General features: G+C 68.8%; 16 protein-coding genes and 1 pseudogene. 7 read left to right on the forward strand and 10 right to left on the reverse strand.

Going from position 1 to position 18794, the window contains the following annotated elements:
* Nucleotides 1-662: 662 nt before the first annotated feature.
* Nucleotides 663-2120, reverse strand: a pseudogene (locus FU260_RS24510) (ATP-binding cassette domain-containing protein); the annotation flags it as partial.
* Between the two features lie 213 nt (nt 2121-2333).
* On the opposite strand from FU260_RS24510, the gene FU260_RS21370 reads away from it, so the two are divergent.
* The 3 genes from FU260_RS21370 to FU260_RS21380 are packed head-to-tail and all read left to right on the forward strand — an operon-like array spanning nt 2334 to nt 5769.
* Complete coding sequence (locus FU260_RS21370; RefSeq protein WP_168211901.1) at nt 2334-3353, forward strand: LacI family DNA-binding transcriptional regulator; 1020 nt, start codon at nt 2334-2336, stop codon at nt 3351-3353.
* Nucleotides 3350-4465 (forward strand): mandelate racemase/muconate lactonizing enzyme family protein, encoded by a 1116-nt coding sequence (locus FU260_RS21375; RefSeq protein WP_147918884.1) that lies wholly within the window; start codon nt 3350-3352, stop codon nt 4463-4465. The genes FU260_RS21370 and FU260_RS21375 overlap by 4 nt, the downstream gene beginning before the upstream one ends.
* Nucleotides 4466-4494: 29 nt before the next feature.
* A complete protein-coding gene (locus FU260_RS21380) occupies nt 4495-5769 on the forward strand; it encodes an MFS transporter (protein ID WP_147918885.1) in 1275 nt (424 codons plus the stop codon).
* 69 nt (nt 5770-5838) lie between these two features.
* Here FU260_RS21380 and fbaA read toward each other — a convergent pair whose 3' ends face one another.
* From fbaA to FU260_RS21400, 4 genes are all read right to left on the reverse strand, one after another.
* Nucleotides 5839-6861, reverse strand: a complete 1023-nt coding sequence (fbaA, locus tag FU260_RS21385) for a class II fructose-bisphosphate aldolase (protein ID WP_147918886.1) — start codon at nt 6859-6861, stop codon at nt 5839-5841.
* Between the two features lie 128 nt (nt 6862-6989).
* The gene (locus tag FU260_RS23720; RefSeq protein WP_168211585.1) at nt 6990-8468 is read right to left on the reverse strand and encodes a hypothetical protein; all 1479 of its coding nucleotides are present in this window, start codon (nt 8466-8468) and stop codon (nt 6990-6992) included.
* A gap of 40 nt (nt 8469-8508) precedes the next feature.
* Nucleotides 8509-8925, reverse strand: coding sequence for a hypothetical protein (locus FU260_RS21395; RefSeq protein WP_147918888.1), 417 nt, complete (start codon nt 8923-8925; stop codon nt 8509-8511).
* Nucleotides 8926-9085: 160 nt separating this feature from the next.
* Complete coding sequence (locus FU260_RS21400; RefSeq protein WP_328592982.1) at nt 9086-9700, reverse strand: TrmH family RNA methyltransferase; 615 nt, start codon at nt 9698-9700, stop codon at nt 9086-9088.
* A 136-nt stretch (nt 9701-9836) separates the two neighbouring features.
* On the opposite strand from FU260_RS21400, the gene FU260_RS21405 reads away from it, so the two are divergent.
* Nucleotides 9837-10610: an HAD-IIA family hydrolase gene (locus tag FU260_RS21405; RefSeq protein ID WP_147918889.1), complete on the forward strand. Its 774-nt coding sequence runs from the start codon at nt 9837-9839 to the stop codon at nt 10608-10610.
* A 24-nt stretch (nt 10611-10634) separates the two neighbouring features.
* Here FU260_RS21405 and FU260_RS21410 read toward each other — a convergent pair whose 3' ends face one another.
* The 4 genes from FU260_RS21410 to pyrE form a co-directional block, all read right to left on the reverse strand.
* Nucleotides 10635-10814 carry a hypothetical protein gene (locus tag FU260_RS21410; protein WP_147918890.1) on the reverse strand — a complete coding sequence of 60 codons (180 nt, stop codon included), beginning with the start codon at nt 10812-10814 and terminating at the stop codon, nt 10635-10637.
* 50 nt (nt 10815-10864) lie between these two features.
* Entirely contained in the window at nt 10865-11119 is a 255-nt protein-coding gene (locus FU260_RS21415; protein WP_147918891.1) for a hypothetical protein, read from the reverse strand.
* Nucleotides 11120-11369: 250 nt separating this feature from the next.
* Nucleotides 11370-12218 carry a LemA family protein gene (locus FU260_RS21420; protein WP_147918892.1) on the reverse strand — a complete coding sequence of 283 codons (849 nt, stop codon included), beginning with the start codon at nt 12216-12218 and terminating at the stop codon, nt 11370-11372.
* 82 nt (nt 12219-12300) lie between these two features.
* Nucleotides 12301-12870 carry an orotate phosphoribosyltransferase gene (gene pyrE, locus FU260_RS21425; protein WP_235912098.1) on the reverse strand — a complete coding sequence of 190 codons (570 nt, stop codon included), beginning with the start codon at nt 12868-12870 and terminating at the stop codon, nt 12301-12303.
* Nucleotides 12871-12920: 50 nt separating this feature from the next.
* Here pyrE and FU260_RS21430 point away from each other — a divergent pair, with 50 nt between their 5' ends.
* From FU260_RS21430 to FU260_RS21440, 3 genes are all read left to right on the forward strand, one after another.
* Complete coding sequence (locus FU260_RS21430; protein ID WP_147918894.1) at nt 12921-13706, forward strand: exodeoxyribonuclease III; 786 nt, start codon at nt 12921-12923, stop codon at nt 13704-13706.
* Nucleotides 13707-13745: 39 nt separating this feature from the next.
* Nucleotides 13746-14750: a DUF4190 domain-containing protein gene (locus FU260_RS21435; RefSeq protein WP_147918895.1), complete on the forward strand. Its 1005-nt coding sequence runs from the start codon at nt 13746-13748 to the stop codon at nt 14748-14750.
* Between the two features lie 177 nt (nt 14751-14927).
* Nucleotides 14928-15881: a septum formation family protein gene (locus tag FU260_RS21440; protein WP_147918896.1), complete on the forward strand. Its 954-nt coding sequence runs from the start codon at nt 14928-14930 to the stop codon at nt 15879-15881.
* 147 nt (nt 15882-16028) lie between these two features.
* Here the strand turns inward: FU260_RS21440 and clpB are convergent, their stop codons facing one another.
* Nucleotides 16029-18620 carry an ATP-dependent chaperone ClpB gene (gene clpB, locus FU260_RS21445; RefSeq protein ID WP_147918897.1) on the reverse strand — a complete coding sequence of 864 codons (2592 nt, stop codon included), beginning with the start codon at nt 18618-18620 and terminating at the stop codon, nt 16029-16031.
* Nucleotides 18621-18794: the final 174 nt, after the last annotated feature.

Raw genomic sequence — 18794 nt, forward strand, 5'->3', positions numbered from 1 at the left:
GCGATCAGCAACCAGAGCACGGCCCCGCCGTCTTGCAGCTGCACCACCAGCTCGCCCCAGATGAATCCGGTGAGTGCCCCCTGGGCACCGAGCAGCGCGGCGAACAAGAACCCGACCGCACCACCGACGCCCCAGGCAGGTCGCACCAGGAGCGCGCGGGCGATTCCGCGGGTGAGGCTGGGCCCGGTCCCGACCTCGGGGCGCTCCGGCGGCTCTCCGGTACGCCGCCGGTGACCTACCCCGGTCGGCGGGCCGGCGGGCGAGGACGGGTCATCAGCGGGAGCGTCGCCATCGCCCGTGCCGATCGAGGAGGTCCCGGCGGCGCCGGTCGCCACCTCGGGTGCGGGTTGCGCGCGACCCTCCACAGGGGCGCCCAGGCTCTCGGCTGACTCCGCAGCCTCGAGCAGTCGCAGGAACTGCCCCGGGGCCTGGGCCAGCTCCGCGCGACTGCCCTGCTGGACGACCCGGCCGTCTTCGAGCACCGCCACCTGTTCGGCACGCTCGGTGGTAGACAACCGGTGGGCGATCAGGATCCCGGTGCGCCGACGCAGCAGCCGGTCCGAGGCGGCGACCACCCGGCGCTCGGTCAGCGGGTCCATCCGTGCGGTCGCCTCGTCCAGCACGACGACGCTCACGTCCCGCACCAGCAGACGGGCGAAGGCCACCAGTTGCTCCTCGCCGGCGGAGAGCGTGGTGCCGCCGGCACCCAGCGGGGTGTCCAGACCGTTCGGCAGACCATCGACCCAGCCGGTGAGCCCGAGCTCGGTGATCGCTGCCTGCACCCGGGCGCGCGGGTGATCCTGGAACAGCGTGATGTTCTGTTCCAGGGTGCCGGCGAGAATGTCAGTGCGCTGGCTGACCACGCCGACGGCGGCACGCAGCTGCTGCAGGTCGAGCTCGCGCACATCGGTCCCGCCGAGGAACACGGTCTGTTCGGGCGGTTCCACAGCGCGCGAGAGGAGCGAGGCCAGAGTCGACTTCCCGGATCCGGTGCGACCCACCAACGCGATGGTGTGCCCGGCCGGGACGTACAGGTCCACGTCCCGGAGCGCGAACGCCCCCTCCTCGTAGGCGAAGTGCAGACCCCTCAGCTCGACGTCGATACCGCCCTGGGGCAGCTCCTGACCGCCCACCGGCTCCGGCGGCGAGGAAAGCATCTGCCGCAGCCGGATCAGAGCACCCATTCCAGCCTGCAGCTCGGGGAGCTGCTCGGCGACCTGCTCGACCAGACCGACGAACGTCGTCGTGACCAGGAACAGCGTGACCAGGCGGGCGATCGACATCCCGTCGGTGAGTACGAGCGCGGCGCCGGTGACGCCGATGGCCACCAGCAGGGCGTGCAGCAACACCCCGGCACGGCGCAGCAGCCGCGACTCCAGCCGCTGCACCACTGCGAACTTCTCGTGCACCCGCGCGGAGAGCTCGGCCAGGCGGCGGACCACGAACGACTGGCCCAAGCTGGTGCGCAAGTCGTCCCGCCCGGCGACGCCCTCCTCCAGGACGGCCGCATGGTCGGTCCAGGCGATCTCCTCGATCACCTTGCTCTCGGCGATCGGCCGCAACAGCGGACGGATCAGCCAGCCCGTCGCTGCGGCGATCACCGGGAACATCACGAACGCGGGCCACCAGGTCAGGCCGGCGACCAGCCACATCGGCAGCACGGCAAACACGGCGCGCATCATGTGCCAGCCCTGGAGCCGCACCAACGTCCCCACCTCGTGGGTGTCGTCATCGACACGGTCGAGGATCTCCCCGACGGCCTGCTCAGAGAGGATGGCGAGCGGCTGGTACAGGGCAGCGGTGAGCAGGTCCTGGCGCAACCGGCCCTCGGCGCGGTCCGAGACGGTCGCCCAGATGATGCGCCCGACAGTGTCTGCCAGTGCCGCACCCACCACACAGGACGCCAGCAGCAGCACCAGCGCGGCCGTGGGGTTCTCGGCGATCCGGCCCGCCACCACGGTGCCATAGGTCTGGCCGATCGCGGCAATCGCGCTGCCGATCAGCGCCACGGCCGCAGCCGGGCGCCGCAGCCGTCGCCAGTCCACCCGCCGGGCGGGGTCCAGACTGGCTGGTGGCACCACCGGCGTGGTGCTGGGAGTTCGGGTGGCGGTCGAGGTCATAGCGGATCAACTGTAGAGACAGCCACCGACACTCGTCGCTCCAATTTCTGCTGCTCACCAACGCCGGGGTGAACCTGCCCGATCAGCACCGGGCCTGGGCGGCAGTGCAGAAATCGGGCCTGTGCTGGTCGAGTGCAGTTGCGCATCACGCTCCCGCGCTCTACTCTGACCAGGGTGTTATCGATAACATCCACGGAAATGAGGAGCTAGATGGTGAAGGCACCCGCTACCGTGTGGACCGTTGCGGCGGCCGTGGGGGTGAGCGCCCAGACAGTCTCCCGGGTACTGAACGAGTCAGGGCCGGTGAGCCCCGCCACCCGGGACAAGGTGCTGGCCGAAGTAGCCAGGCAGGGGTACCGGCCGAGCAACGTCGGGCGCGGACTACGCTCTCGCCGGATGTCGATGATCGGCCTGCTGGTCGCAGACATCGGCAACCCGTTCTATGCCAGGCTCCATCGCGCACTGGAGCATGCGCTCCAGCCACGCGGATACACCGTGATGCTCGCCAACTGCGATGACGACGCCGCGATCGAGCGACAGCGCCTCGACACACTCGCGGGCTACCGACCGACCGGACTCGTCTGCGTCCCGGCGGTCGACAGCACGCTCGGCGCGGACGACATCACCGCCTTCCGGCACGTGGTCACAGTGAGCCGCACCATCCCAGGATTCGCCGTGCCGAGCGTGATCACCGACGAGGCAGTCGTCGTGCGGAAGGCGACCGATGAGTTGCTCGACGCCGGCCATCAGCACATCGCTGCCGTACTCGGTCCGCAGGGCGCCTCCACCACCGCGAGCCGAGAACAAGGCTTCTGGAACGCAGTCCGGGCACACACAGGCGCGTCCGGCCAGGTTCGTTATACCGATGGCACTCGAATAGCAGCCGGGACCGCCCTCGACGAACTGCTCGACGAAGATCCGGGGATCACCGGTGTGATCGGCTTCAACGCCCCGGTCACCGAGGGACTCCTCGCCACGATGCTCCGCCGCGGCCTGCGGTGCCCAGACGACATGTCCATCGTCGGCTTCACCGATGTCGGGTGGCTCGCACTGCACGACCCACCGATCACCGTGATCGCTCAGCCGATCGAGGAGATGGGGGCCAAGGCCGCTGAGCTCGTCCTCAACGCTGTGACCGGTGAGAGCACCGATGACCGCCAGCACGTCATCCCCAGTTCGCTGATCCAGCGCGGATCGGTGGCACCCCCGCGACCCTGGAAGGACCGATCGTGAAGATCGAGCGCGTCAGCACGCACGTCATCATGGAAGAACTACCCATCCCGTTTGGTATGTCGCAGTGGTTCTGGACGAGCCGAGCGAGCTGCCTGGTCGAGATCGAGACCACCGACGGCACCATCGGATGGGGAGAGTGCTTCGGTCCGGCAGAACCAAACCGTGCCTTGATCGAGAGCGTTTTCGCGGACCTGGTCATCGGCGCCGACCCTTGGGAACGCATCTCGCTGTGGGAAGCGATGTACAACAAGAATCGCGAGTGGGGTCGGAAGGGCTTGCCGATCGCGGCCATCTCCGGCATTGAGATCGCGCTGTGGGACATCGCCGGCAAGCAGACCGGACTCCCGGTGTACAAGCTCCTCGGCGGACGACTGCCCGAGGAGCTTGCCGCGTACGCCTCCGGCTTCTACTACGGCGGCGAATGGAAGGACGACATCGAGGCCGAAGCCGCCCACCTGATCGGCCAGGGCTATCGCTACGTCAAGATGAAGATCGGCGCCGACCTGCCCGGCGACATCGCACGCGTGACTCGCGCCCGAGCTGCTCTGGGCGAAGACGTTCAGCTCGCGGTCGATGCCAACCGCGGCTATACGCCCACTGAAGCAATGGCCTTTGGCCGCGCAACGCGCGACCTCAACCTGTGGTTCTTCGAGGAGCCCGTGATTCCCGAGGACCTCGACGGCTACCGCGAGGTACGCAGCGCCCTCGACGTTCCCATTGCCGGCGGTGAGTCGGAGTTCACGCGCTGGGGTATGCGCCAACTGATGGAGTCCCGGGCAGTGGATGTGCTGCAGCCGGACGCCACCGCCTGCGGCGGCCTCCGCGAGGCGGTCCTGATCGCCGAACAGGCCAGCGCGCACGGCATCCCCACGCTCCCTCACGTGTGGGGGTCGGCCATCACGCTCGCAGCAGGACTGCACCTCGCCACGGCGCTACCCGTCGTCACCCCGTCGATGGGGAGAGCAGGTCCAGTCATCGAGCTGGACCAAGCACCGAACACCTTCCGTGACCACCTCTCGTCGCTGGACCTCGGCCCAGTGCTGCACGTCCCCGAAGGACCGGGCCTCGGTATCGAGATCGACCGGTCCCTCATCGAGGCCTACCGGGTATGACCAGTCAGAGAGGATCGAGGACCCGCGCTATGACCACCGCCCCCACGACTCAACCGCTGCAGCACAAGTGGCTCCGCATCGGCGGGCTACTGCTGTTCGGACTGTTCTTCGCCTATCTCGACCGGTCGAACCTGTCGGTCGGCATCACCAACATCTCCGAGGACTTGGGCTTCGCAGGTGAGGCGTTCGCCAAGACGTCAAGCCTGACATTGACGGCGTTCCTGTTCGGCTACCTGATCTCGAACCTGCTCGGCGGCTTCCTCACCGCACGCATCGACGCCAAATGGATCCTCGTCGCCACCACTGCCGGATTCTCCTTGGCCACCGCACTGATCGGCTTCGCTGACTCGGTCGGGACGCTCGTCGCCCTCCGGGTGGCAGTGGGCATCTTCGAGGGCATCTACTGGCCGCAACAGTTCCGCATCGCCAAGGCGTGGTTCGACGAACGCGAGATGACCCGGGCCAGTGCGATGATCCAGTACTACGGCCAGTACCTCGCCCTCGCACTGGGCTTCTTCATCCTCACCCCGCTGGAGGCATCCTTCGGCTGGCGCCCGATGTTCTGGGTCCTCGGCGCCATCGGACTGCTGATCGTCGTTCCGCTCTATACGAAGTTTCTGCCCACTGAGTCAGGCGGCACAGCAGCTCGGGCTACCGCTGACAACTCGCCCAGCGAACAGCAGCCGACGTCTGTAGAGCGAACGGACCGGAAGCGCCTCAGCTTTGCCGACTTCGGCGGCTGGAAGTTCGTGCTGATCGTGTTCAGCTACTTCACGAACGGCATGCTGTTCTGGGGCATCACACTGTTCATCCCCCTGGTCGTCCCCGCTCTCGGGTTTGCACCGAATCTCACCGGACTGCTCTCCGCAGCCCCGTACCTCGCGTCGCTGCTCCTGACCATTCCGATGATGATCATCAGTGACCGCACCGGGCACCGAGGAGCGATCGCCACCTCGGGGCTGATCGTCGGGGGCATCCTGCTGGCCTGTCTGGCACTCACCGACTCACCGGGGGTGCAGATGACCTTGATCATTATCGGGCTGGGCTACTTCACCGCTTCGTACACACCGAACATCTGGGCCATCGCTACCGCGTCGGTGCCACAGCACGCCGTCGGGCCCGCGAGCGGGATCATCAACGGCTTCGGTGCGGGGGGTGGTGGCATCGTTGCGGGCGCACTGGTCGGCGCCATCCTGAGCTCGTCCGGTAGCTACGTGCCGGGACTGACGGTCCTCGGCGCTGCCGCCATTCTCGGCGGGATCGCGCTGCTGGTGTATATCCTTCCCCACCGCGCCGCCCGGTAGGCGCCCGTTCACACAGCAACGCCGCCCGGTCCTCATCGGACCGGGCGGCGTCGCCGTTCGGGTGCGGCGTCAGCCGATCTTCTGGCCGGCGGAGCGCAGCGACTCAGCAGCCTCCACCAGCCGTGCGGCCATCCCGGCCTCGGCTGCCTTGCCCCAGGCGCGCGGGTCGTAGGCCTTCTTGTTGCCCACCTCGCCGTCGATCTTGAGCACACCGTCGTAATTGGTGAACATGTGCGTGACCGCGGGGCGGGTGAACGCGTACTGGGTGTCAGTGTCGATGTTCATCTTGATCACCCCGTTGTCCACGGCGGTGGCGATCTCCTCGGCAGTGGAGCCGGAGCCCCCGTGGAACACCAGGTCGAACGGGTTCTCCTTGCCCACCTCGGCGCCGACGGCGGACTGGATCTCGCCAAGGATCTCCGGGCGCAGCTTCACGTGACCCGGCTTGTACACACCGTGCACGTTGCCGAAGGTGAGCGCGGTCAGGTAGCGGCCCTTCTCGCCGGTACCGAGCGCGCGCACCGTGGCCAAGCCGTCCTCGACCGTGGTGTAGAGCTTCTCGTTGATCTCGTTCGCGACGCCGTCCTCTTCGCCGCCGACCACGCCGACCTCGATCTCGAGGAGGGTGCGAGCGGCCTGGGAGAGGTCGAGCAGTTCCTCGGCGATCACCAAGTTCTCCTCCAGCGGCACCGCGGAGCCGTCCCACATGTGCGACTGGAACGAGGGCAGCTTGCCGGCCTTGACCTGCTCAGCCTCCAGCGCGAGCAGCGGGCGCACCCAGCTGTCCAGGTTCTCCTTGGCGCAGTGGTCGGTGTGCAGTGCCACGGTGATCGGATAGTTCTTGGCCACCTCGGCGGCATAGGCGGCCAGGGCCATCGATCCAGCGACCCGGTCCTTGATGGTGGAGCCGGACGCGTACTCGGCGCCACCGACGGACACCTGGATGATGCCGTCGCTCTCGGCCTCGGCGAAGCCGCGCAGCGCAGCTGTGAGGGTCTGAGACGACGTGACGTTGACGGCCGGGTAGGCGAAGGAACGCGCCTTCGCCCGGTCGATCATCTCGGCGTAGACCTCGGGGGAAGCAATACCCATGGAAGTTCTCCTGCATCAGGATGTGTGCGGTCGCTTCAGTCTCCCACGAAGTACAGAGAGCTCCGCCGCCGGGTGGTATTCCCGACGGCGGAGCTCACCTGGATCGGCGCGCGCGTGCGCCGGTCAGGTCACCAGTCCAGGCGTTCCTCGGGCAGGTCGTCCACATCGAGGGAGTCCCGGCCACCGGCACCCAGGTTGCCCGCGTCCAGTGCCTCGTCATCATCCTTGAGCAGGTACGGGTCCAGGTCGCCACCGCGGCGCTTCTTCTTGCCGCCGGCACCACCTGCGCCACCGCCCATCATCCCGGGCATCATCCCGCCACGGCCACCCGCACCGCCGGCGCCACCTGCACCGGCGCCGGGGCCACCGGGCAACACACCGGTACCACCAGTCATGCCGCCACCGGCGCGTCCGGAGAGACGGTTCGCGGCGGCCGCACCCAGTGCGGCTCCACCGACGCCCATCCCTGCACCGACGCCACCGCCGACGCCACCGACGCTCGGTGCACCAGCACCACCGGCGGCGCCGATGCTCGGCACACCGCCGGCTCCGGGAACGCTGCCGCCGACGCTGCCGTCGATCGAGACGCTGTCATCGCCGCCGCCACCCGGGCCACCGGGGTAGCCCGGGTCGCCGGGACCGGGGTAACCGGGCCCACCGGGGTAACCCGGGTCGCCAGGACCGGGGTAACCGGGGTCGCCAGGGCCGGGGTAGCCAGGTCCACCGGGCCCGTCGCCGGGGCCACCGGGCCAGCCCGGGTCGCCGGGACCGGGAACACCAGGCCCACCTGGCCAGCCCGGGTCGCCGGGACCGGGGACGCCGGGACCACCAGGCCCACCGGGCCCGTCGCCCGGGCCCCCGGGGTAGCCCGGGTCGCCAGGGCCAGGAATGCCCGGCGGAAGGTCCGGGCCCCCTGGATTTCCGGGGTTCCCCGGGTTTCCGGGAGTACCCGGCGGAACGCTAGGGGGCGGAGAAACGTTGCCCGGAGGATCGACCTCGCCGGGCGGCGTACCGCCAGGATCGTCATCCCCATCACCTGGCTGGTTGTCCGGGTTCTCGTTCTCGACCCGCATCTGGATCTCGCGCATCGCCCGCTCGGAGTCGCGCATGTCCTTGTCGAACTGGTCCAGCACCTGGCGCGCAGCATTCTCGCGCTGTTCCTCCTGCTGGCCCATGAGCCAGTCGAACGCCTTGTCCGCGGCCACCGCGCCGAGCGGGCCGGCCATCACCAGTCCACCGGTCTGTGCAGCGATCTCCAGGGTCCTCTCGGTCTCGGCACTCAGGTCCAGACCGGGGAGCTGCCCGTACGCCTGACCAGCGCGCGAGACCGCGTCGGAGGCGCCGTACTGCACGTTGTTCACCGCGCCGATGTTCTGCACGAAGGTGTCCAGGTACTTCTCCGACTTCATCAACCGTCCGTCGATGGCGTCGCCGGTCTCTCCCTCGAACGACTTCTGCCTGGTCCGCACGTGCCGGACGGATTCGCCCAGCTCCTGGACCGACTCGACGAGCCGCCGAAGTTCGAGACCAGTGTCCTGCCGAGACGGATCCGCCTGGACCGCTGTGTTCGCAACCGCGGCCAGGCGGTCGGTGTACTTGCTGCTCATCTTTCAACCCCTCGCTGCTCGTGTGCCAGTGACTGTCGCATCAGACCGCCATTGTCTTCCCGCCGCCCCCGCCAACCATGGCACCGGCCGCGGCACCGGCCATGTTCAAGTTGTCGGCGATGTCCTTCAGGTTGTACTTGATGATCAGCGCGTTGTATCGCGCCTGCTTCTCTTCATCGTTGGCGACGAACTCGTCGATTGTCTTCTTCAACTCTTCGTACATCTCGACCATGTCCTTCTGCAAGGTGAGGAGTGCTCGGCCGAGGCCGTCGCCGGTGGCGCGAAACTGGTTCGCGAAGCCGACAGCACCGTTCTCGTGCGTCCAGTCGGCCGGGACCTGGCGGCTGGTGACGCCATTGAACTGCTCCTCGATCTGCTTGATGTCCGTGGCGACCTCGTTGATCGCGGTCATCTGCTGAACCGCGGTGTCCAGATCAAAACTGACTTCCTGGCCCATGGGTGAGCCCTCCTCAGAACCCCTCGTCTCCGAATCTTGCAACAGGGCACATGGTACGCAGGGCGGACGCTGAGCGGCAGGGGGCTCGGTGGGGAGTAGTCCCCATTCACGGTGTGCGTCCCGCGGTCCGGCTGCACGGGTGGGTGCGCTGGCGGGCTGGTCAGTGCTGAGGCTGGGCGTGCTGAGTGATCCAGCTGTGCATGGCGATGGCCGCAGCAGCCCCGGCGTTGATCGACCGGGTGGAGCCGTACTGACTGATGTGCAGCACCACCTCTGCGGCCTCCTGGGCCTCGGCGGTCAGGCCCTGGGACTCCTCTCCGAACAGCAGTACGCACGCCGACGGCAGGCTGTGCCCCTCGATCGGCACCGAGCCGGGCACGTTGTCCACTCCCAGGATCGGTAGCTCTCGCTCGGCGGTCCATTGGGCGAAGGAGGCCACGCCGTCGTGATGGAGCACGTGCTGATAACGATCGGTGACCATCGCACCGCGACGGTTCCACCGCCGTCGCCCGACGATGTGCACTGCCGCGGCGCCGAAGGCGTTCGCGCTGCGCACCACCGACCCGATGTTGAAGTCCCGGCCCCAGTTCTCGATCGCCACGTGGAACGGGTGCCGACGGGTGTCCAGGTCGGCGACGATCGCTTCCATCCGCCAGTACCGGTAGGCATCGAGCACGTTCCGCCGGTCGCCGTGGGTGAGCAACTCGGGGTCGAGTCGCTCATCCTGAGGCCACGCTCCGGGCCACGGTCCCACCCCCACGGCTTCGTCACTCACCGCCTCAGTATCTCCCGGCCCCGGTATCCGTTGGAACACCCTTCGTGCGTCTGCCGGGCAGCCGGTGAGCACGCTCGCACGGTGGGCTGGCTACCCTGGGAGTGACGCACCCGAGGATCTTCATCGAGGAGACGAGATGCCCGACCGGATCGCGAACTGGCTCACCGATATGGACGGGGTCCTGGTGCACGAGGAGCACGCCCTGCCGGGTGCCGCCGAGTTCATCGCTCGCCTGCGGGAGCGGGAGATCCCGTTCCAGATCCTCACCAACAATTCGATCTACACCCCGCGGGACCTGGCCGCCCGGCTGCGCGCGTCCGGGATCGACGTGGACGAGAGTGCGATCTGGACCTCGGCGCTGGCAACAGCCTCGTTCCTGGCCGACCAGGTGCCCGGCGGCAGCGCGTACGTCATCGGCGAGGCGGGACTGACCACGGCGCTGTACGAGCACGGTTACATCCTCACCAGCAGCACACCGGACTACGTGGTGCTCGGGGAGACCCGCACCTACTCGTTCTCGGCGATCACCCGGGCGATCCGGCTGATCAACGACGGCGCCCGGTTCATCGCCACCAACCCGGATGTGACCGGACCGTCGGTGGAAGGCCCGTTGCCCGCGACCGGTGCGGTGGCCGCGATGATCACCGCCGCCACCAAACGTGAGCCGTACTTCGTGGGCAAGCCGAACCCGGTGATGATCCGCACCGCGCTGAACCGGATCAACGCGCACTCCGAGCACACCGCGATGATCGGCGACCGGATGGACACCGACGTGGTGGCCGGGATGGAAGCAGGGCTGCGCACCTACCTGGTGCTCACCGGCTCCACGAAGGCCGAGGAGGTGGAGGCCTACCCCTACCGGCCGACCGCGGTGATGGACGGGATCAAGGACCTCGTCGAGCTGATCTGAGACTCCCTGCTCCCTCGGCCAGGTCTACGCGTGGTCAGCGTAGCGTCTGGTGGCGTCGTCCTGACGCCACCAGTGAATGGCCGAGACGCCGAGTGCGAACAGCGGCAGATAGCCGACTTCGGTCTCGGGTGGCACCCAGGTGAATCCGGCCAGCACCACCCGGACATGGCAGAGCGTGGCGAGGACCAGGCAGGTCACGGTCATCGCAGTCCGTCGTGGCGACGAGACATAGGTTCGAAATCCCCGCGGCCACCTCACGCCGGCCGCCGAGTCCGATAGGGGTTCGCACCACGCCGCAGCGCGGCTTCGTCGCCTCGGCGCCAGCCGAAGTAAAGCACCAGCAACGCGAGGGTCGGAACCGTGCCGACCGTCGTCTCCGGCGGTACCCACGCGAACCCGGCGAAGAAGTACCGGACGTAGCAACAGCCTGAGAGCAGGAGGCAGGAGACGGTGACGACCAGCCGGTGGGGCTCCGAGACAAAACTGTAGAACCCCTGCGAGACTCGCATCGTTCCCCTCCCCCGCGCCCCGTGTTCGCCAGCGGGCCGCTTAGCACCACGAGGCTAGCAGCGAGCCGGGGAAAGCTACGGGCGGTCGGCGTCCTGCAGGCTGCAGGGACTCCGGCGTGCGGTGTGCGAGGAACGCCCAGATTTCGATCAGATCACCCACTCGCTCCGCCCGCTCACAGTCCGGCAGCGCAAGACGGCCCGGTGCGGACGTGATGTCCGCACCGGGCCGTTCGAGCTACTGCTGGGGGTCTCAGCCCTGCCAGGGGCCCTGACCGGGCTGACCCGGGCCAGGCTGACCCGGGCCGGGCCGCTGCGGACCGCCGGGGCCAGGTTGACCCGGACCACCCGGCTGCTGCGGGTAGCCCTGCGGACCGGAGGCGCTCGGCCCCTGGTAGCCGCCGGCTGGCGGGCCCTGGTAGCCACCCGGGGGCGGCTGGGTGCCCGGCTGCACACCGGAGTCGGTAGGCATCGGCGCACGGGTGGGCTGCTGCCCCTGGGCGTAGACGCCCACGTTCCCGCCCTGGTCCTGGAAGGACACCGACGGCGCAGCGCGCACCACCGGGTCGTTCACCTCGAAGTACTCGGCACGGCCGAACTTGAACATGCCGGCGATGATGCTCGGCGGGAACGTCTCCACCTTGGTATTCATGTCCCGCACGTTGGCGTTGTAGAACCGGCGCCCGGCGGCGATCCGGTCCTCGGTGTTGGTCAGCTCGTTCTGCAGCTGGGCGAAGCTGGACTGTGCCTTCAGGTCCGGGTACGCCTCGGCCACAGCGAACAGCCGGCCGATCGCGTTGGTCAGCATGTCCTCTTGCGCGGCGCGCTGGGCCGGGCCTTGAGCTCCGGCGTTCGCAGCGGCGGAACGCGCCCGGGTGACCTCGTCGAAGACTGCGCGCTCGTGTGCGGCGTAGCCCTTGACGGTCTCGATCAGGTTCGGGATCAGGTCATAGCGGCGGTGCAGCTCGACGTCGATCTGACGCCAGGCCTCCTGCACCAGGTTGCGCAGCTTGACGAAGCCGTTGTAAGTGGCGATCGCCCAGCCCACCACGATGACCACGAGGACCAGCACCACGATCAGCACGATTGCTATCGGATCCATGTGTCCACCTCCTCATCTCTAGGCGAGGGTGAGCGGTCGGCCCCTCCCTCGGCGGGCACCGTCGGTGCCCTGGACTAGAAGTCTACTGAGGATCGAGGCCAAGATCCGCCGCAGAGAGCACCCAGAGGTAGGGGAGATCTCCCCCTTGCACCGCTTCCCGCGCTCCGGTATCCCGGTCCACCACCGAGGCCACGCCGACGACTGTGGCGCCAGCTTCGCGTGCGGCCGCGACCGCGGTCAGCGCGCTGCCGCCAGTGGTGGAGGTGTCCTCCACGATCACCACACGGCGGCCGGCGATGTCGGGCCCCTCCACCTGTCGCTTCATCCCGTGCCCTTTGGCCTCCTTGCGGACAAGGAACGCGTCCAGCTCCAGTCCGCGGCTGGCCGCCGCATGCTGGACCGCGCACACCACCGGGTCGGCACCCATGGTCAACCCGCCGACGGCGTCGATCTCGCCCACGCCCATCCCCTCCTCCTCGAGCCGGTCCAGCAGGAGGTGGCCGATCAGGGGGGCGGCTTCGTGGTGCAACGTCACCCGGCGCATATCCACGTAGTAGTCGGCCTCACGGCCGGAGCTGAGTGTCACTGTGCCGTGGACGACGGCGTGGGTGTTGACGAGTTCGGCGAGGCGCTGCAACGGGGTGGAAGTCACCTGCAGAGCGTATCGCCGCCGGAGGACTGCAGCGGGTTACGGTAGCGACCGTGCGTATCGCGACCTGGAACGTGAACTCGATCCGTGCCCGTGCCGAGAGGGTGGTCTCCTGGCTGGAGCGCAGTGACACCGACGTGCTGCTGGTGCAGGAGACCAAGGTGAAGGACGAGCTGTTCCCGTCCTTGCTGTTCGAAGCCGCCGGGTACGAGGTGGCCTTTCACGGCCTGAACCAGTGGAACGGGGTGGCGATCATCTCCCGGGTGGGGATCGCCGACGTCGAGCGCGGCTTTGCCGGCCAACCCACCTGGGGCGAGCCGCCGGTGGCCGAGGCCCGCGCGATCGGGGCGACCTGCGCCGGCCTGCGGCTGTGGAGCGTGTACGTGCCGAACGGGCGCACGCTCGCCGATCCGCACTACCAGTACAAGCTCCGCTGGCTGGCAGCCCTGCGCGCGCAGGCGGCGCAATGGTCGGCGGCCGGCGCCCCGCTGGCACTGCTGGGCGATTGGAACGTGGCCCCGCTCGATGAGGACGTCTGGGACATATCGGTGTTCGACGGCGCCACGCACGTCTCTGATTCGGAGCGTGCGGCATTCGCTGCGCTCGCCGAGGCCGGGCTGACGGAGGTGACCCGGGAGCACGCCCCGGGCAAGTACACGTACTGGGACTACCAGAGGCTTCGCTTCCCCCGGAACGAGGGGATGCGGATCGACTTCGCCTGGGCGAACCAGGCCCTGGCCGTCCGGGTGCACCGGGTCTGGATCGACCGGGACGAGCGCAAGGGCAAGGGCGCCTCCGATCATGTCCCGGTGGTGCTCGAGCTGGCAGCACCGCAGTAGTCGCGCGAGGCAGCCGGCCGCGCGAGATAGTCTCCATCTATGAGTTTTCCGGGGCCGCAGCAGCCCGACCCCTCGGGCCCGCCTTCCTGGCAACCTGGCCCCCACCAGTCGGACGGCGCCCAGCCGGGCCCCGAATGGACCGGCCCCGGCCAGTGGCAGGCCGGCCCCACCCCGCCCAGGAGCTGGCAGCCCGGGCCGGGACAAGCCGCAGGGTGGCAGCCCGGGCCGGGACAACCAGCAGGTGCCAGTAACCCGTGGGCGTCCCCGGGTCAGCCGGCCGGACCCGAGGGACAGCCGGGCGGCTCGGACGTGCCGCCGATCCCCCAGGCACCCACCACCCAACCGGCGCCGCAGACCCCGCTGGGGCAGAGCCCCTACGGCCAGCACACGCCAGTACAGCAGAGCGAGCAAGGCTCCTACGGCCAGTTCACCTTCCCGGTGATGAAGCGCCGGCCGCTCGAGCCGACGGCGGTCGCGTCGGTCGCCACTTCCCCGCTCGGGCCGGTGGGCGTGGGCCTCGGCATCTTCGCGCGGCGGCAGGTGAAGGCCACCCAGCGGCGCAGCCTGGCACTGGCGAGCACGGGGATCGGCCTGGGCGCGTTGTTCACCGTGCTCTGGGTACTCGCGGCCGTGGTGCTCGCGGGCAACGGAACTATCGCGCGCTGGACCGAGCAGCCGGAGGCAGGAGACGTGTCCGAGGCACGCACCGTGGCAGCGAGCAACGTGGCCGTGGGTAACTGCATCCAGTTCCTGCCGCCGGGCCAGTCGGTGGGCGAGCTGCAGCTGGTGCCGTGCGCGCAGGAGCACGCCGCACAGGCAGTCACCGAGCATGAGCTCGACGGGGACTTCCCGGGCGTGGACGCTCTGGACGGTCAGGCACGCGAGACCTGCGAGGCGGACGTGTCGGCGCTGGCCAGCGAAGTGCCGGTGATGGTCTGGTATCTCGCACCCAGCCAGGAGGCCTGGGACCAGGGCACCCAGCGGATCCTCTGCGTGGCCCGTGCACAGGCCGGCTCGATGACTGGCGACCTGGTGAACGGTTGACCCGTTCCGCCCGGTACGAAGCGAGCCTGCGGGCGGCCACGGAGGACCGGCGGGCGCGCCACTCGACTGCGGGCGTGACACCGGAAGTTTGTCCGCCGGACACCGGATGTTCACTCGTGTAGTGATCGGCGTCTCATCCATATGACGGCACCGCCCCAGGGGCCATATGGTGCGGTTATGAGCACGCCCTGGGACCCCCATGCACAGAACCCGTCCGGAGGACCGAACCCGAACACCCCCTCGGGTGGCGACGGACAGAATCAGCCCGGCTACGGGCAACCCGGCTACGGCCAGAACCCACCCTTGCCGGGGCAGGGTCAACCGGGCTACGGCCAGAACGCGCCGGGTTATGAGCAGGGTCAGCCCGGCTACGGACAGAGCGCACCACAGCAGGGCTTCGGCGGCGCCTCCCAACCGGGCTACGGCCAACAGCCCGCCTACGGCCAGAACGCGCCGGGCTACGGCCAGGGCCAGCCCGGCTACGGACAGAGCGCACCACAGCAGGGCTTCGGCGGCGCCTCCCAACCGGGCTACGGCCAACAGCCCGCCTACGGGCAGCAGCCGGGCTACGGCCAGGGTGGCTACGGCTCCGGCGGCGACCTGTTCGGTGGCCCCACCCCGCCGAAGAACCGCACACCCCTGATCATCGGCGCGATCGTCGCCGTCGTCGTGCTGGTCGGCGGCTTCTTCGCGGTGCGCAGCGTCTGGGGCGGTAGTGGGACCGGGGAGAACACCGCCGATGTGGACTCCCCCACGCAGATCCGGGACATCGACCTGATCCCCGGCAACTGTCTGGAGAACCTGGAGTATGACGACGAGGGCTACCTCACCCAGGTCCCGTGCGCGGACGAGCACATGGTGGAGGTCTACGCCGAGACCGAGGTCTCCGAGTCGGACTATCCCGAGTTCCCGGGCGAGGATGCGTTCCAGACGGAGGCGGACGAGTTCTGTGCCGATGAGTACAGCTCAGTCGTCGGCCCGGTCCTCGGCGGCGGCCTGCAGTACACCTCGCTGTACCCGTCGCAGAGCACCTGGGACGAAGGCGACCGTAAGTACACCTGCCTGGTCAAGGCGGACGACGGACAGTCCTTCACTGGCAGCGTGATCGCTGGCGACGGCGAGCACAACTGACCCGCGCCACCCGCGGCGCGCAGTCGACGTAGGCCACAGCGGCCAGAGCGGCGGCGACGGAGGTAACCTTCGGGGTCGGAGCGAGGTAAGAGCCTCATTCCGACCCCGAAGGTGACCTCCGTTCGCGATCGCAGGGACGACGCCGCCTCAGCTGACGCGCAGCTGAAGCCCCTGGGCCTCGACGTCCGCCAGCCGATCGACCACCACGGTGTCACCGTCACGAACCTCGCCGCCGAGCAGCAACCGAGCCAGCTGGTCACCGATCTGGCGTTGCATCAACCGGCGCAGCGGCCGTGCCCCGTAGGCCGGGTCATACCCCTCGAGCGCCAGCCATTCTCGGGCAGCCGGGGTAACGTCGAGCTCCAGGCGGCGGTCCGCCAGCCGTTCGGCCATCCGGTCCAGCTGCAGGTCGACGATCTTGCCGAGCTCGTCGATGCTGAGCGCGTCGAACACCACGATCTCGTCCAGCCGGTTCAGGAACTCCGGCTTGAACGAGGAGTTCACCACGTCCAACACCCGGGACTTCTTGTCCGCATCGGACAGGGAAGCGTCCACCAGGAACTGCGACCCCAGGTTCGAGGTGAGCACCAGGATGACGTTGCGGAAGTCCACGGTGCGGCCCTGACCGTCGGTCAGCCGGCCGTCGTCGAGGACCTGCAGCAGGATGTCGAAGACCTCCGGGTGTGCCTTCTCCACCTCGTCGAGCAGCACCACCGAGTAGGGGCGGCGTCGGATCGCCTCGGTGAGCTGGCCACCCTCCTCGTAACCGACATACCCGGGCGGTGCGCCGACGAGCCGGGCGACCGAGTGCTTCTCGGAGTACTCGCTCATATCGATCCGCACGATGGCACGCTCATCGTCGAAGAGGAAGTCCGCCAGCGACTTGGCCAGCTCGGTCTTACCCACCCCGGTGGGCCCGAGAAACAGGAACGAGCCGGTGGGCCGGTCCGGGTCGGCGATCCCGGCGCGGGACCGGCGGACCGCATCGGAGACGGCCCGCACAGCATCGGCCTGCCCGATCAGGCGCTCGCCGAGCACGTCCTCCATGTGCAGCAGCTTCTCCGTCTCCCCCTCCATCAACCGTCCGGTGGGGATGCCGGTCCAGGCGGCCACCACCTCGGCGATCTCCTCGATGCCCACCTTGTCGGCGATCATCGGCTCGATCGCGCTCGCGCTCTCCTCGGCTTCCTCAGCCGCGGCAATCTGGGTCTGCACGGCGGGAATCTCGCCATAGAGCAGGCGGGAGGCGGCCTCCAGGTCGCCCTCGCGCTGAGCGCGCTCCGCCTCGGTGCGCAAGTTGTCCAGCTGTGACTTGAGGTCACCGACCCGGTTGTGGCCGGCCTTCTCCGACTCCCAGCGGGCGTTCAGCGCGGCCAGCTCCTCGGACCTGTCCGCCAGCTCCGCGCGCAGCTTCTCCAGCCGGTCAGCGGAGGCGGCGTCGTCATTGTCGGAGAGGTAGGACTCCTCCATCTTCAACCGGTCGACGGCGCGGCGGAGCACGTCGATCTCCACCGGTGAGGAGTCCAGCTCCATCCGCAGCCGCGAGGCGGCCTCGTCCACCAGGTCGATCGCCTTGTCCGGGAGCTGCCGGCCCGGGATGTACCGGTCGGAGAGCTGCGCGGCGGCCACCAGCGCCGAGTCGGCGATGATCACCTGGTGGTGCGCCTCGTACTTGGGCGCGATACCGCGCAGGATCGCCACGGTGTCCTCTGCGGACGGCTCCCCGACGAACACCTGCTGGAACCGGCGCTCCAGCGCCGGGTCGGTCTCGATGTGCTCGCGGAACTCGTCCAGCGTGGTGGCGCCGACCATCCGCAGCTCGCCGCGGGCGAGCATCGGCTTGAGCATGTTTCCGGCGTCCATCGACCCCTCTGAGGCACCGGCACCCACCACGGTGTGCAGCTCGTCGATGAAGGTGATGATCTCGCCGTCGGAGTCCTTGATCTCGTCCAGCACGGCCTTGAGGCGCTCCTCGAACTCGCCGCGGTACTTCGCCCCGGCCACCATCGCGGTCAGGTCCAGGGCGATCAGCCGCTTCCCGCGCAGCGAGTCCGGCACGTCGCCGTCCACCACCCGCTGGGCCAGCCCCTCCACGACCGCGGTCTTGCCCACACCGGGTTCACCGATCAGCACCGGGTTGTTCTTGGTTCGGCGGGAGAGCACCTGCACCACCCGACGGATCTCGGTGTCCCGGCCGATGATCGGGTCGATCTTGCCCTCGCGGGCCGCGGCGGTCAGGTCGACGCCGTACTTCTCCAGCGCCTGGAAGGTTCCCTCCGGGTCCGGGCTGGTCACCTTGGCCGAACCGCGCACCTGCGGCAGGGCAGCGAGCAGCTGGTCGCGGGAGGCTCCTGCACCGCGCAACGCCTCGCCGACTGCGCCGGCGTCCTTGGCCAGACCGAGCAACAGGTGTTCCGTGGAGACGTACTCATCCCCGAGCGCCTTGGCCTCGTCCTGGGCAGCTGTGATCACGGTGAGCAGCGCCCGGGACATCTGCGGCTGGCTCACCGAGCTGCCCGCCGCGGCCGGCAGCGCCGTGGCAGCGCCCTGCAGCTGCCGGCCCAGTGCGGCACGGTCGGCGCCCACTGCATCGAGAAGCGCGACGGCGACGCCGCCTTCCTGAGCAAGGAGCGCCTGGATCAGGTGGACCGGTTCCAGCTGGGGGTTGCCCGCACTGGTGGCGGCCTGGACGGCGGCGGCGAGCGCCTCCTGCGACTTGGTGGTGAGCTTGGTATCCATCGAACCTCCGACGATGATGACAGCGACTGTAGTGGTTAACCTCCCCCGCCTTGAGTCTATTCCGCTCAACTTTGAAATGTGCCCGGAAGCTCCGCCGTCGGCATTGTTCCTGGCCTGACCATCCTGGCACCCGGGACCGGTGCGCACCGGGAGCCCAGCGCGCACCGAGGAGGC

Origin of the sequence: Ruania zhangjianzhongii, assembly GCF_008000995.1 — a bacterium.
Taxonomy (GTDB): Bacteria; Actinomycetota; Actinomycetes; order Actinomycetales; family Beutenbergiaceae; genus Ruania; species Ruania zhangjianzhongii.

Excerpts from the sequence above, each read along its gene's own strand:
- FU260_RS21395 (WP_147918888.1), bottom strand. The coding sequence starts at position 8,925 with ATGGGCCAGGAAGTCAGTTTTGATCTGGACACCGCGGTTCAGCAGATG.
- FU260_RS21405 (WP_147918889.1), top strand. The coding sequence starts at position 9,837 with ATGCCCGACCGGATCGCGAACTGGCTCACCGATATGGACGGGGTCCTG.
- FU260_RS21380 (WP_147918885.1), top strand. The coding sequence starts at position 4,495 with ATGACCACCGCCCCCACGACTCAACCGCTGCAGCACAAGTGGCTCCGC.
- fbaA (WP_147918886.1), bottom strand. The coding sequence starts at position 6,861 with ATGGGTATTGCTTCCCCCGAGGTCTACGCCGAGATGATCGACCGGGCG.
- FU260_RS21415 (WP_147918891.1), bottom strand. The coding sequence starts at position 11,119 with ATGCGAGTCTCGCAGGGGTTCTACAGTTTTGTCTCGGAGCCCCACCGG.
- FU260_RS21410 (WP_147918890.1), bottom strand. The coding sequence starts at position 10,814 with ATGACCGTGACCTGCCTGGTCCTCGCCACGCTCTGCCATGTCCGGGTG.
- FU260_RS21420 (WP_147918892.1), bottom strand. The coding sequence starts at position 12,218 with ATGGATCCGATAGCAATCGTGCTGATCGTGGTGCTGGTCCTCGTGGTC.
- FU260_RS21435 (WP_147918895.1), top strand. The coding sequence starts at position 13,746 with ATGAGTTTTCCGGGGCCGCAGCAGCCCGACCCCTCGGGCCCGCCTTCC.
- FU260_RS21440 (WP_147918896.1), top strand. The coding sequence starts at position 14,928 with ATGAGCACGCCCTGGGACCCCCATGCACAGAACCCGTCCGGAGGACCG.
- clpB (WP_147918897.1), bottom strand. The coding sequence starts at position 18,620 with ATGGATACCAAGCTCACCACCAAGTCGCAGGAGGCGCTCGCCGCCGCC.
- FU260_RS23720 (WP_168211585.1), bottom strand. The coding sequence starts at position 8,468 with ATGAGCAGCAAGTACACCGACCGCCTGGCCGCGGTTGCGAACACAGCG.